Consider the following 13,211-nt stretch of genomic DNA (forward strand, 5'->3'; position numbering starts at 1 on the left):
GCATGAGTAACCCGCTGAGCATTGCCGAGCAGGCCGGGATTCCCGGCCCACCCGAGGCCGCCGATGTGGAGAGTGAACGACGTCGACGTAAGACTGCCGTCATCGGCGGATATCGGATCCTGTCGAAATTCGGGTTGGACGAAGGAATCTCGGGACACATCACAGCCCGAGACCCCGAAGATCCGCACACATTCTGGACGGCGCCGTTCGGGCGGCACTTTTCCCAGGTTCAGCCCGAAGAACTACTGCACGTGGCATCGGACGGCACGGTGATTTCCGGCGACGGACCGCTGAACCGGGCAGCGTTTGTCATCCACAGCAAGGTTCACGAGGCTCGTCCCGATGTGATCGGAGCTGTTCACGCACACGGCCTGAACGGCAAGGCGTTCTCGTCGCTGCACTGCCACCTCACCCCTATCACTCAGGACGCGTGTGCCTTTCACGAGGACCACTCGATATACGAGGAGTATCACGGGGTAGCGCTGGACGAAGAGGAGGGGATTCGCATTGCCACGGCCCTCGGGTCGAACAAAGCGGTGATCCTGACCAATCACGGCCATTTGACCGTCGGAACCTCGGTCGAGAGTGCAGTGTGGTGGTACGTGTCGATGGAGCGTTCGATGCAGGCAGAGTTGGCGGCGCGAGCCGCCGGTGATCCGGTTGTCCTGCACGAGAAGATCGCAGCGCAGACCTACGAGGCTGTCGGCACCGAGAAGGTGGGATGGTTTGCCTACTCGACCATCATCCAGAAGATCGCCGCAGACGAACCAGAGGTGTTCGCGCACTGAATTTCGTGAGTAATAGCCCGCCGACCGAAAGGTCGGCGGGCTATTTTCGTGTTGTCCCGCAACCGTTGCCGAGGTCTGTTGAGCGGACCGGTTTCATTTGCGAGCGCCTATCGGCGCAATACCGTATCGGGTGTGAACACAACGTCTTCCACGGCGGCCGACAACGAGATCGGCGTCGATATTCTGATCATTGGTGCCGGCCCCGCCGGGCTCTACGGCGCGTACTACGCAGGCTTCCGCGGCCTCTCGGTTGCCGTGATCGATGCCCTTGCCGAACCGGGGGGACAGGTCAGCGCGATGTACCCGGAGAAGGCGATCCTCGACATTGCAGGATTCCCTTCGGTCAAGGGGCGCAATCTTATCGAGGGTTTGATGGCGCAGGCGGCCCCGTTCGATCCGGTGTACTTGCTGGGCATGCAGGCTCGTGAGTTGTCGCATGACGACGACGGCCGGGTACGGATCACCACCAGCACGGGCCAGGTGGTGGTCGCCGGCGCGGTGGTCATCACCGGCGGCATCGGAACTTTCACCCCGCGGCCGTTGGCAAAGGGTTCGGAGTTCATGAATCGGGGATTGAGCTACTTCGTCCCTGATCTGTCTGCGCACACGGGGAAAGACGTTGTCATCGTCGGCGGCGGCGACAGTGCATTCGACTGGGCTGTCCACCTCGAACCGATTGCCAAGTCCGTCACTCTGGTTCACCGACGAGATCGATTCCGCGCCCACAAATCCACGGTTGCCAAAGTTCAGGACAGCAGTGTCCAGGTTCTTGTGAACGCGGATGTCTCGGCGGTTCGTGGAAACGGGTGGATCGGCGAGGTCGACATCACCCACAAGCTGGACAAGAGCACGTCGACGTTGCCGGCTCAATCTGTCATCGCAGCACTGGGATTCACCGCTGACCTTGGGCCGATGATGGGCTGGGGGATGGGGATCGACAATCGCCATATCGCCGTCAACACGCGGATGGAAACCAATGTCCCGCGCGTGTATGCCGCCGGAGACATCACGGATTATCCCGGAAAGGTCCGATTGATTGCCGTCGGCTTCGGCGAAGCCGCGACAGCTGTGAACAACGCTGCGGCCGTGCTGGATCCGGAAGCGGAGATCTTTCCCGGACACTCCACCGAACAGGAGGGTTAGGCCATGGCATTTGTCATCGGTGAAGCATGCATCGACTACACGGACCGATCGTGCATGGAAGAATGCCCCGTGGATTGTATCTACGAAGGCGACCGCAAGCTCTACATCAATCCGAACGAATGCATCGACTGTGGCGCTTGTGAATTGGCGTGTCCGGTAGAGGCGATCACCGTCGACCGCAAGGCGGACCCGGACTTCAAGGAAGACAACAAGCGCTTCTTCCTCGACATCCTGCCCACCCGCGGTGAACCCGTCGGAAATCCGGGTGGTTCGGCGAAGATCGATATTGTCGGCGTCGACACACCGATGGTCGCGGCGTTCTGATGGTGAGCGGCACGCGACTCGGATACGTGGATTCGTCCTTCGGTCAATTGCATTACGCGCAGCAAGGTTCGGGTGAGACGATTCTCCTGCTTCATCAGGCACCCCGTTCGTGGGACGAGTTCCGCGAGCTGATCCCACTTCTGGCCGACGACTTCCGGGTAGTCGCGATGGACATGCCGGGGTACGGAAACAGTGCTCCGGTGCCTGGGCCGCAGACCATCGAGACTTATGCACGTGGCGCCTGGGAATTGCTCGATGTGCTGGGCGTCGATCGAATCACGGTTCTCGGCCACCACACCGGAGCGGCGGTGGCGCTCGAGATGGCGGCATCGCGCCCCAAGCGGGTGAACGCTGCTGTGCTCTCGTCGTGTCCGTGGGCTGACCGCAGCTACCGTGAGGGGCACTCGGGTCCTGGTGGGATCGACTGTGTCGACCGGGCTGCGGACGGCAGCCATCTCGCCGGGCTGTGGGGGATGCGTCGCCCCTACTACCCGGAACCCGGCACCGCACTGCTCGACAGATTCATCCGGGACGCGCTCGCCTACCGGGTGGATCCCGCGGAGGGGCACAGAGCCTGTGCTCGCTACATCATGGAGGCAAGAATCGGTTTGGTGACTTCTCCGGTTTTGCTGATCGGCGCGCAGAAGGATCCCTTCTCCATGCCGAATGTGGCACCGCTGCGCGAAAAGCTGACGGGTGCGGTTGTGGTGGAAACGGAGATCGTCGAATCCGGGACCGTGGCGCTCATCGAGGAGCATGCCCCGCAGATCGCAACCGCTGTCCGCATGTTTCTGGAGAATTACGCAGGTAGACGCCCCGTGTAAACTCTGCGGGACGGGTTCACTGAGCGGACCGTGTGGCGTGCGTCTCATCGCATGATCACCATAGTGTCGGTTCCGAAAGCACCTGCACCCAACGAGCACCCCGACTGTTTCGGTCTCTCTGACACTCGGGACTCGGCAGGCTGTCACAGATCGTTCAGGAGGACACTATGGCCGCTCCACAACAATCCCTCGGGTTCGGATCAGTACTGCCCATCGCGTCGTCGAGCGCTGTTGCGCCGACGCAGCCGGCAGGTGAGCTGTCCTCGGTCCTGGGCAAGGCTCGAATGATCTTGGACGCTTTCGACACCGACCACAGCGACTTGTCTCTGACGGAACTCACTCGGCGCAGTGGGGTCGCGAAAGCCACGGTTCACAGGTTGGCCGGTGAGCTGGTCGAATGGGGATTGCTCGAGCGCGCGGGCACCAAGTACCGGCTTGGCCTGCGATTGTTCGAGCTTGGCCAGTTGGTCCCGCGTCAGCGGATTCTGCGGGACGCGGCGCTGCCGTACATGGAGGACCTTCTGCTGGCGACGCAGGAGACGGTTCACTTTGCGGTTCGGGACGGCATCGACGTCCTGTACATCGAGAAGATCATCGGTCACCGTGGGCTCAATCAGCAGTCGCGGGTGGCCGGTCGGCTCCCGCTGTACTGCACCGCCACCGGCAAGATCATCCTTGCCTTCTCGCCACAATCGGTCTTCGACGAGGTGGTCGAGCAGGGTTTCACCGCCTTGACCAGTCGAACGACGATGTCCGTCGGCGTGCTTCGTCAGCAACTCGAGCGGATGCGTAAGGAACAGCTCGCGGTGGAGGTCGAGGAGACACGGCTCGGGTACATGAGCGTCGCAGTACCGGTGTTCAGTGGCCCGCGGACCCTGGCCGGTGCGTTGTCCGTGACAGCGCCGACGGCTCGGCTCAACGTCAGCCGCATCACCGGGGCACTGCGCACTGCAGGCGTTGGGATCACCCGCAAACTTCATGCCATGAAGTGCACACATTCGCCCAGCGACCCACTGGCACTACGCACGATCTGCAGTCCGGTCATGTGTTCGTTCAACGGCTGCGGCAAGTAGGGTCTACCGCCGGACGCGGAACATGCTCTTCTCGCAGTCCCAGGTGTGCGGGCCGACACCACGCTCACGGAGTGTCGCCTTCTGAACCTTCCCGGTTTCGGTGAGTGGCAACGAATCCACGATGTCGATGTAACGGGGAAGGGCAAAGTACGGCAGCTGTTGCTGGGAAAACTCCAGAATCGAGATGGGGTCGAAATCGGCTCCAGGGCGGAGTATTACGGTTGCCATGACGTCGTCCTCGGCCAGATCCGACGGCACCGGGAAGACAGCAACCTGACTGATCGACGGATGCAGCGCGAGAACTGTTTCCACCTCGGCTCCGGAAATGTTCTCACCTCGCCGTCGAATCACGTCTTTGATGCGATCGACAAATCGGAACCAGCCGTCTGCATCACGAATCACCCTGTCGCCGGTGTGGATCCAACTGCCAGGCTCCGGAATCGGGTCGCCAAGATAGCCCTGTGAACATGAGCCGGCGACCGTGGTGCGGACTACCAGTTCGCCGGGTACTCCGTCGGGCACGGCGCTATCGTCGTTGACCACCGCAGCGTCGTAGCCGCTCATCACCGTGCCCATGTACCCGGCCCGTCGATTTCCGGGAAGCGTGCCGATCACGAGATTGGTTTCGGTACTTCCGAATCCGTCCACGAGTTCCACGCCGAATCTCTTGGCAAACGGTTCGATCAGATGGGCCGGCGTTGCGGGGGCCAGGGCAACCCGGACGCTGTGCTGCCGGTCTTGTGGTGCGGGGTCAGCGTTGATCAGCATCGCAACCATCGCACCCAGCAGATAGTCGACAGTTGCCCCGATCTCGCGAACCTCGCTCCAGTGGCTACGGACCGAAAAGCGTTGTCCCAAGACAAAAGTAGACCCGGCCCAGAGTGACTGAACAAAGGCATTGAGGGCGTTCGTGTGAAACAGGGGCAGGCAGTTGTAGAGCACGTCATCCCGGGTAAGTCCCAGTGAGGCGCCGACACCTTTGCCCCACTGCAGGAACTGCGCGTGCGGGCAGCGCACACCCCGGGGCACACCCGTGGTGCCGGAAGTGAAGAGTATCGCGGCCATGTCGAGCGGATCGACTGTTTCCGGCTCGCACCCCGGATGTGAACCGGCCGTGGGGACCTGTGGTTCGCCCATGACCCACACGGCACCGCCGAATCCGGTGACAACGCTTGCGTATTCGGGTGAAACCAAGATGTGCCGTACATCAGCTTGACGGAGTGCGCCGACAACACTGTCGGCTCGAAGTGCGGTATTGAGCGGAACGGCCACCGCGCCGATCCACGCGCACCCGAAAACAAGGTCTGCCAGTTCGATCCTGTTGCCGGACAGTACCGCCACACGTTCCCCACGGCCGACACCCTCACTGCGGAGAGCAGAGCCCATCGACGCGGCGCGTTCGAGAAGTTCGCGGTAGGTGATCGTGATCCCGTCGACGACAAGGGCCGGGTGCTCCGGGCGTTCGCAGGCTCGCTCCCGGATCAAATCCGGAAGCGAGCGCGGAATGGCATGTGCGTCGCTGGGCATGAACGACTCCTTGCCGGTGACTCGTAGGGTGGGTAATTGTATCCCTCTCAGGGTACGACGACCGCCCGACCGGCAACCTTGCCCTCACCCATCAACTGCAGTGCACTTGCAATGTCATCCAACGGAAATTCCTGCACTGCAACGGAAATCTTGCCTTCGATGAGCAGCCGGATCATCTCGGGTGCCAGTTCAGCTTGGCGGGCAGTCTTGCGAATCATGTTGACGGGCAGGATCCTGACGTCGCTGAGTAACCAGTTCGGCAAGTCCAGAGTGAGGCTCTTGCCCAACGTGTATCCGATCAGAGCTGCTCGACCACCGGGGACAACACTTGCCAGCAGGTGGGACAAGCCGTCGCCGCCCAGCGTGTCGATCAATGCGTCGACGGTAGGCTCGGATCCCAGTACACCGGCAAGTTCGTCGCCTTGACCGACGACGGGGCGTACACCCTCCGGGAGTAAGGCAGCCTGATCTTCACGCGGTACAACACCGATCACCTCGGATGCTCCGGCAAGGAGAGCGAACTGCGCTGCCATCGATCCGACAGCACCCGACGCCCCGGCGACGACAACACGTTCGCCTGGGGCAACGGCTGCAACGTCATTCACGGCCACGTAGCCGGTTGTGCTTGGCAGGAAGAACGTTGCGGCGACGGCTGGCGACAGTGCGGGATCAAACGGTGTGAATGCCTTGTCTGCTGCTACCAGATACTCAGCCCAGCAGCCGTTCTTGAACAGGCCGACGCCACCGCCTCGGACCAGAAGGCGAGTGCCCGGCTCGTACGTGTCGGATTCGATCACCGTCGCAGCGCCATCGGTTCCGCCGATGTGCGGGAGATTCGGCTTGACTCCGAAGTTTCCGCTCGCGACGGTGATGTCGAGATGGCCGAGCGCAGCAGCGTCGATCCGCACCAGGGTCTGGCCGGATTCCCTTGCGGGAATGTCGATGTCGTCGATTACCGGTGAGGTGCCGAACTGATGGAGTCGGGCCGCGCGCATTGTGTCTCCTTGTAGCGATCTGTGAATGGATGTACGAATATGAGTGCGGTCAGGACAGGATCGACTGGTCGCGAAGTCCGGTGATCCGTTCGTCGCTGTAGCCGAGGACGGACTTCAGGACGTCGTCGGTGTCTGCGCCCAGTACCGGTGCGGCACGTCGAATCGAGCCGGGTTCGGAGCTGCTGCGAACAGGGATGCCCTCGTGGAGGAAGGTTCCCGCGAGGGGGTGTTCTTGTGCGGAATAGAAATTGCGTGCCCGTAGATGCGGATCACCGTCGACCAAGTCACGTCCGTCCTGGATGGCGCCGGCTGCGATACCCGCCGATTGCAGGCGCTCCATCACGTTTTCGGGAGGAAGAGTCCGGGTCCAGTCGGCGATCGCGTCGTCGATACGTTCGAGGTTGGCTTGGCGAGCCTCCACGCTCCTGAACTCGGGATTGTCGATCCATTGCTCCGCTCCGATGATGCGGCACAACGCATTCCATTCGGTCGTGTTGCGGATGGCAATCGAGCACCACCGGTCGCTGCCGAGGCACGGGTACACACCGTGCGGTGCCAGTTCGGGATGGCTGTTGCCGATCGGATCTGGGGACTGTGCCCGAGCCGCTCGGAGAACGCTGGTACCCATGTGCGCTGCCATGGCTTCGAGTTGTGACAGGTCCACGTGCTGGCCACGACCTGTCCGGTCGCGGTAGTCGAGCGCCGCCAGCGCCGCGACTGCTGCTTGCAGTCCGGCAACTATGTCGCCATGCCCGTAGATGACCCCGACAACGTCATCGGCGTTCCAGCCGGTCAGCGAGGTCAATCCGGTACTTGCAGAAACGATGTCGGCGTACGAGACCCAGTCCTTGCGAGGGCCGGTGTGGCCCATCCCGGACATAGACACGTAGATGATGTCCGGGTTGAGTTCGCGCAACTGTTCGTAACCGAGCCCCATCTTGTCCATGACCGACGAGCTGAAATTCTCGACCACGACATCGGATTTCCTGATCAGGTCACGCAGGACCGAAAGACCCTCGGTGGATCGGGTATCGAGTGTGATGCTGCGCTTGTTCCGGTTGACGTCATTGAAGTACCCGCTGGTGTTCGGATTGTCGTGAGGCCCACGCGACAGATGCATGAACGGTGCAAAGCGAGTCGGATCCGGCCGTCCGATCGATTCGACCTTGATGACCTCGGCGCCGTGGTCGGCGAGGATTCGGGTGCCGTACGGGCCGGCCAGCACCCACGTGAGATCCAGTACGCGGACACCCTCGAGGCTGAGCGCGCCAGTGTCACTGAACTCCTGGGTTTCATGCACTACTACAGACGTGCTGGTAGACAAGAGTTCCTGATGCTGACCCAACCGAGCAGCCTCCAGCGTTCCGATGCGCCGGCCTTCGGGGAAAGCGAAGCCGAACCCGAGATCGCGGTAGGTTCCGTGATCACCGGTCACGTCGGTGAAGAAGTCCCGGTCGTTGAGTTGTGGGTTGCGCAGCAGTTCTTCGGGCCGGTCGACCGCTGCCCATGGCAACTTGCGAGACTGGGCACTGACTGCAAATTCTTCCTTCGGCCACTTCGAGATGAAGGCTGACAGAACGTCGAAGATGTGTTCCTGATGCGTCTTTCGGTAGACCGCGTCGGACCACTCGGGTTGGTCGAGATCGTCCTGGGCGTCGTTTTCGATCAGCCATGCCAGCATGCCGTCCCACATGCGGGGGCTACCGCCGAGGCCGCCACCGACATAACCGTCGGCAGCCTGGAACAGTCCGTGCGGAACGAGCGGATGTACGCGGCCCGGACGCGCAGGGACGCGGTCCTCGTGAATGTAGGCAAGAGTGCCCGCTTCGAGCGCGGCGGCAACACATTCCTGAGCACTGATCTCCAGCAACGGGTTCTGGCCCGTGGATCGAGAACGCAGTCCGAGCAGCACGCCGATTGCTGCGTTGATTCCGGCGAGCTGCTCAGCCTGGAGTTCGGGGAGCAGGAGCGGGGGGTGCTCGGGATCGCCGACCTGGGCCATCATCCCACCGAGTGCCGCCACGGTCAGGTTTGTTGCCTGCCAATCACTTCGCGGACCCGATGTCCCGAACGGTGTCACCCGAACGTGCACGAGGGAGCCTCGATTGTCAGTCAGAGCGCCGTTCGCACTACCGTCGAGCAGGACATCGGCACTGTGAAGTAGTGCGTCGAAGGTGAGGCGATCATTGCTGTCGCCCGGATCGAGAACCACCGACTTCTTGCCCGCATGCCAATGCAGGTACGAATCACCCTGGGACTCGGCGCGACTGGGGTCACCGGTGGGTAGTTCTACCAGAATGACCTCGAAACCCAGTCCGACGAGGATACGTCCGGCGAATCGCGCAAACGGACTGGAAATCTCTACGACCCGTACCGGGGGATGCACCACAACTACTCCGTTTCAATCGAACGATATCGCCGAACCGACTGGTGTCGAACGTAGTTCTCGGGCCCGGTAGGCGACATGATTTCGGTCTGCCCACCGGACCCGTTCTCACTCGCCGCTCAGGCGACGTTCTGCTCGACCCATCCCGAGAGAAGGACAGCCGACGGATCGATGTCCGCGGAAATTTTGCCCTGCTCGCGGAAGAATGCAACAAGTTCGTTTGCTCGCTCCACGTCGTCATCGGTGAATCCGCGTCCGCCGAAATCGATTTGGGCCACTCGGTCTGCGGCCTCGGCCGGGTCCATCTGGATAGCCGCGGCAATTGCGGTTGCGGCCCGATCCGGATCCGAGTTCACGATTGCGGATGCTTCCGAGATGACCTTGAAGACCTTTGCTGCGGCTTCTTCGTTCGCAGACAGCCAGTTGTCCGAAGCGATGATCCATTGCGCGTACTTGGCGCCGAAATCGCCAGTCGTGGCGACAACGCGTCCACCCGTATTCACACTCTGCGTTACCCATGGGTCGAAGGACAGGAAGCCGTCGATGTCACCGCGCGCCAGCAAAGCGGGCTGCTCGGGCGGACTTGTGCTCACCAATGTGACCGTCGCCGGGTCGATGCCGAGGCTGGCCAGGTACTGGTTTGTGAAGTAGAGACCGATGCCGGGGAAGACGCCCATGGTCTTGATCGACTTGGGTTCGACCCCATTCCTCAGCACAACCTGGAAGTACCGGTCGGATTCCTGGAATACGCCCAGAGCCCGCAAGCTCGGGTTGGCAGCCATGACGGACAGCGCTGTCGAGTCGGCATTGCCGGATAGCTCCGACGTTCCGGCTACAACGTTCTGAGCGCCCGCTGCTCCACCTTCCGTCTGGATGACCTGGACGTCGAGACCGGCGGCCTCGAACATGCCCTCGTGGTCTGCCAGGAAGATCGGAGCGTACGACGGATCGACACCAACAGCGATGCGTACCAGGCCACCAGATTCCGCGGAGTTGTCGGTAGCGGGGCGGGTGCATCCGCTGACAGCGATTGTCAGGGCGGCGACGGCAGCAATCGTGCCCACCCATTTCTTCTGAAATCTGTTGAGCATGATGACCTCTCGGTAAAAGTGTGTTTCAGCGTCCGGTGAAGATGGGGGACCGCTTGTCGAGGAATGACTGAAGTCCCTCGGCGGCGTCGTCCGTCTTGATCAGTTCGAGTACTGCGTCGAATTCGACGTCCAGCGCCTGATCGAGCGGGAACGACATTCCTTCGTCGACAATGCGTTTGATCATTCCGATGGTGGCAGTGGGTTTCGACGCGAGTTCGCGAGCAAGGTCAGCGCAGTGTGCATCGAGGTCTTCGTCTGCAACGACGGTATCGACCAGGCCGATGTCGTGGGCGCGCTCGGCGCTCAGTCGATTGCCTTCGATCATGAGCACTTTAGCTCGGTGTGCGCCGATGAGGCGCGGAAGCCGTTGGCTGCCACCCGCCCCCGGAAAGAGACCGAGACCGATCTCGGGGAAGCCGATGGTCGCGGACTGTGCCATAACGCGGAAGTCGCAGGCCAACGTTAGTTCGGCGCCGCCACCGAGTGCGTGCCCGTTGATCTTCGCGATAACGGGTTTGGGAGCTGTCTCCAGGATCCGCTGTACCTCGACCCACGGGCGCATCGCGCGCTGAGTTTCTTCGGTCAGCTCACGCATCACGGTGATATCCGCGCCGGCGACGAAAAACCGGCCAGTGCCCGTCATGACTATGGCGCGGACCCTCTGATCCGCCGCCAGTACCGGCAGTAGCTCCAGCAGTTCGGCGATCAGGCTGGGATTGAACGCATTGGCGGGAGGTTTGTCGATGGTCACGGTGGCGATCGAGTCTGTGACGTCGACGGTGACGAACTTGTAGGTCTGTCTCGTCAAGTGAGCTCCTGTCAGCGGGTTGGAGGTGGACACCGGTCGAGCCGGAGAATGCCTGGGGGAAGTATGGAGTGGGACTCTTGTGCGGCGATACAGCTCGGGTTCGGTCAGTAGACCAGGGGTGGATCGAAGATCGATGCGGTTGCTGCGCGTTCTGCCGTGATCACGGCGATTTTTGATCCTGTGACAGGATTGAGTCCGTGAATTCTGCAGTTCCGACCCAGCCCGCGCCCACCGTCGACAAGCGTCCCGAGTCGATTTTCACGATGGGGACCCGAATCGAGGACCGGCTCGGACGAACCGGCACCATCCACACTCCGCACGGTGATATCGCGACGCCGTCGTTTGTGGTGGTCGGGACCAAGGCGACGGTCAAGGCTGTGCTCCCCGAGTCGATCAAGGAATTGGGCACGCAATCGGTTCTCGCAAATGCGTACCACCTGTATTTGCAGCCGGGTGCCGACATCGTCGACGAGGCCGGTGGCCTGGGCAAATTCATGAACTGGGACGGACCCACCTTCACGGACAGTGGCGGCTTCCAGGTGATGTCGCTTGGCGTCGGGTTCAAGAAGGTACTCGCGATGGAAGCCGTCGGCGTGCAGTCCGACGACGTGATCGCGAAGGGCAAAGAGCGTCTTGCGACGGTCGACGACGAGGGCGTTACGTTCAAATCGCACCTCGACGGCAGCAAGCATCGGTTCACCCCTGAGGTGTCGATGCAGATTCAGCATCAGCTCGGCGCCGACATCATGTTCGCGTTCGACGAACTCACTACGCTGCTCAATACGCGCGGCTACCAGGAGCGATCGGTCGAGCGCACGCAGGCGTGGGCGATTCGCTGCATCAACGAGCATGAGAAGCTCACCGCCGAACGCGCCGACAAGCCCTATCAGGCGCTCTTCGGCGTGATCCAAGGCGCGCAGTACGAGGATCTGCGTCGTCAGGCTTGCCGCGGCCTCGAGTCGATCGAAGGCGAGAACGGGTACGGCTTCGACGGCTACGGCATCGGCGGTGCCTTGGAGAAGCAGAACCTCGGCACGATTGTGCGTTGGTGCAACGAGGAACTGCCCGAGCACAAGCCGCGTCACATGCTTGGAATCAGCGAACCGGACGATTTTTTCGTCGCAATCGAGAACGGCGCAGACACCTTCGACTGCGTCAATCCGTCCCGTGTTGCGCGCAATGCCGCGATCTACGTGCGCTCCGGTCGGTTCAACATCAACACCAGCCGATTCCGTCGTGATTTCACACCTATCGACGACGAGTGCGACTGCTACACCTGCGCTAACTACACCCGCGCGTACATCCATCACCTCTTCAAGGCGAAGGAAATGCTGGCGTCGACGCTCTGCACCATCCACAACGAGCGATTCACGGTGAAGTTGGTCGACGACATTCGAGCCAGCATCGAAGGCGGGTACTTCCACGACTTCAAGGCGGACATGCTCGGAAAGTTCTACGGCCCGAAGGCCCCGCAGACTCAGGCGTAAGTCGGTTCGCGCTTCTTCACGTAGGCGATGACGCGGTAGGTGATCGGCATGACCAGAATCTCGACAAGTGTTTTCCACAGGAAGCCGACCAACACGTAGTTGATGAAGTCTTCCCATGTGCTGATGCCGATGACGCCGGCCGCGATGGAGCAGAAGATAAGTGTGTCGGCGAATTCACCGACGACGGTCGAGCCGATGAGACGCGCCCACAGGTGCTTCTCCTGCATGCGCTTCTTCATCATGACCAGGACCAGGGAGTTCAGCAGCTGTCCGACGAGGTAGGCGGCCAAGCCGGCGACCAGGAGTCGGGGAATGACACCGACGACGGTTTCGAGGGCGGCCTGGTTCTCGTAGAAGGCCGCCGACGGCAGTTGCACAGCGATCCAGAAACACGCGGCAGCAAGAATCAGTGCGCCGAATCCGAGGTAGATCGCGCGCCGGGTTGCTTTGAAGCCGTAGACCTCACTGAGGACGTCACCGAGGACGTACGCGAGTGGGAAGAGGAAGAAGCCACCGTCGGTGATGACGGGCAGAATCTGCAAGGGCCCGAGAGAGAAGTCGGAATCCGCGAAGAAGGCGACCCCCTTGGTCGCCGCCACATTCGAGATCAGCAGTGTTGCGGTGAACAGCGCGACGATCGTCGGGTAATAACCGAGGCTGACGTGCGCAAATTTGGTCTCTTGAGTCGATGAGTCTTGCTGATCCTGAGCTGTCACGTCCGCAATCCAAGCATCTCAGGGTGTCTCCAAGCGAGTTGGCGACCGT

General features: G+C 61.5%; 12 protein-coding genes. 6 read left to right on the forward strand and 6 right to left on the reverse strand.

Going from position 1 to position 13,211, the window contains the following annotated elements:
- Window positions 1-2 precede the first annotated feature (2 nt).
- From V2B23_RS09225 to V2B23_RS09245, 5 genes are all read left to right on the forward strand, one after another.
- Complete coding sequence (locus V2B23_RS09225; protein WP_430950063.1) at window positions 3-788, forward strand: class II aldolase/adducin family protein; 786 nt, start codon at window positions 3-5, stop codon at window positions 786-788.
- Between the two features lie 132 nt (window positions 789-920).
- Window positions 921-1,931, forward strand: coding sequence for an NAD(P)/FAD-dependent oxidoreductase (locus V2B23_RS09230; protein ID WP_430950064.1), 1,011 nt, complete (start codon window positions 921-923; stop codon window positions 1,929-1,931).
- A gap of 3 nt (window positions 1,932-1,934) precedes the next feature.
- Complete coding sequence (locus V2B23_RS09235) at window positions 1,935-2,255, forward strand: DUF362 domain-containing protein (RefSeq protein ID WP_033235070.1); 321 nt, start codon at window positions 1,935-1,937, stop codon at window positions 2,253-2,255.
- Window positions 2,255-3,079, forward strand: coding sequence for an alpha/beta fold hydrolase (locus tag V2B23_RS09240; RefSeq protein ID WP_430950065.1), 825 nt, complete (start codon window positions 2,255-2,257; stop codon window positions 3,077-3,079). Before V2B23_RS09235 ends, V2B23_RS09240 begins: the two co-directional genes overlap by 1 nt.
- A 167-nt stretch (window positions 3,080-3,246) precedes the next feature.
- Complete coding sequence (locus V2B23_RS09245; protein WP_430950066.1) at window positions 3,247-4,152, forward strand: IclR family transcriptional regulator; 906 nt, start codon at window positions 3,247-3,249, stop codon at window positions 4,150-4,152.
- Window positions 4,153-4,155: 3 nt separating this feature from the next.
- Here the strand turns inward: V2B23_RS09245 and V2B23_RS09250 are convergent, their stop codons facing one another.
- The 5 genes from V2B23_RS09250 to V2B23_RS09270 all read right to left on the reverse strand — a co-directional run bounded on the left by V2B23_RS09250 (window position 4,156) and on the right by V2B23_RS09270 (window position 10,959).
- Window positions 4,156-5,679, reverse strand: a complete 1,524-nt coding sequence (locus tag V2B23_RS09250; protein ID WP_430950067.1) for an AMP-binding protein — start codon at window positions 5,677-5,679, stop codon at window positions 4,156-4,158.
- A 47-nt stretch (window positions 5,680-5,726) separates the two neighbouring features.
- Entirely contained in the window at window positions 5,727-6,674 is a 948-nt protein-coding gene (locus V2B23_RS09255) for a quinone oxidoreductase family protein (RefSeq protein ID WP_430950068.1), read from the reverse strand.
- 49 nt (window positions 6,675-6,723) lie between these two features.
- Entirely contained in the window at window positions 6,724-9,060 is a 2,337-nt protein-coding gene (locus V2B23_RS09260; RefSeq protein WP_430950069.1) for a CoA transferase, read from the reverse strand.
- A gap of 119 nt (window positions 9,061-9,179) precedes the next feature.
- On the reverse strand, window positions 9,180-10,151 hold the full coding sequence (locus V2B23_RS09265) for an ABC transporter substrate-binding protein (protein ID WP_430950070.1): 972 nt from the start codon (window positions 10,149-10,151) through the stop codon (window positions 9,180-9,182).
- A gap of 25 nt (window positions 10,152-10,176) precedes the next feature.
- Complete coding sequence (locus tag V2B23_RS09270) at window positions 10,177-10,959, reverse strand: enoyl-CoA hydratase/isomerase family protein (protein ID WP_430950071.1); 783 nt, start codon at window positions 10,957-10,959, stop codon at window positions 10,177-10,179.
- Window positions 10,960-11,156: 197 nt separating this feature from the next.
- Between V2B23_RS09270 and tgt the strand changes: the two genes are divergently transcribed.
- On the forward strand, window positions 11,157-12,446 hold the full coding sequence (gene tgt / locus V2B23_RS09275) for a tRNA guanosine(34) transglycosylase Tgt (RefSeq protein WP_430950072.1): 1,290 nt from the start codon (window positions 11,157-11,159) through the stop codon (window positions 12,444-12,446).
- Here tgt and V2B23_RS09280 read toward each other — a convergent pair.
- Complete coding sequence (locus V2B23_RS09280; protein ID WP_430950073.1) at window positions 12,437-13,162, reverse strand: queuosine precursor transporter; 726 nt, start codon at window positions 13,160-13,162, stop codon at window positions 12,437-12,439. The genes tgt and V2B23_RS09280 overlap by 10 nt on opposite strands.
- Between the last annotated feature and the right edge of the window lie 49 nt (window positions 13,163-13,211).

The sequence above is a fragment of the Rhodococcus sp. 24CO genome (assembly GCF_050586165.1).
Taxonomy (GTDB): Bacteria; Actinomycetota; Actinomycetes; order Mycobacteriales; family Mycobacteriaceae; genus Rhodococcus_F.

Coding starts and splice junctions, on each gene's coding strand:
- V2B23_RS09225 (WP_430950063.1), top strand. CDS start 3: ATGAGTAACCCGCTGAGCATTGCCGAGCAGGCCGGGATTCCCGGCCCA.
- V2B23_RS09235 (WP_033235070.1), top strand. CDS start 1,935: ATGGCATTTGTCATCGGTGAAGCATGCATCGACTACACGGACCGATCG.
- V2B23_RS09240 (WP_430950065.1), top strand. CDS start 2,255: ATGGTGAGCGGCACGCGACTCGGATACGTGGATTCGTCCTTCGGTCAA.
- V2B23_RS09245 (WP_430950066.1), top strand. CDS start 3,247: ATGGCCGCTCCACAACAATCCCTCGGGTTCGGATCAGTACTGCCCATC.
- V2B23_RS09250 (WP_430950067.1), bottom strand. CDS start 5,679: ATGCCCAGCGACGCACATGCCATTCCGCGCTCGCTTCCGGATTTGATC.
- V2B23_RS09255 (WP_430950068.1), bottom strand. CDS start 6,674: ATGCGCGCGGCCCGACTCCATCAGTTCGGCACCTCACCGGTAATCGAC.
- V2B23_RS09265 (WP_430950070.1), bottom strand. CDS start 10,151: ATGCTCAACAGATTTCAGAAGAAATGGGTGGGCACGATTGCTGCCGTC.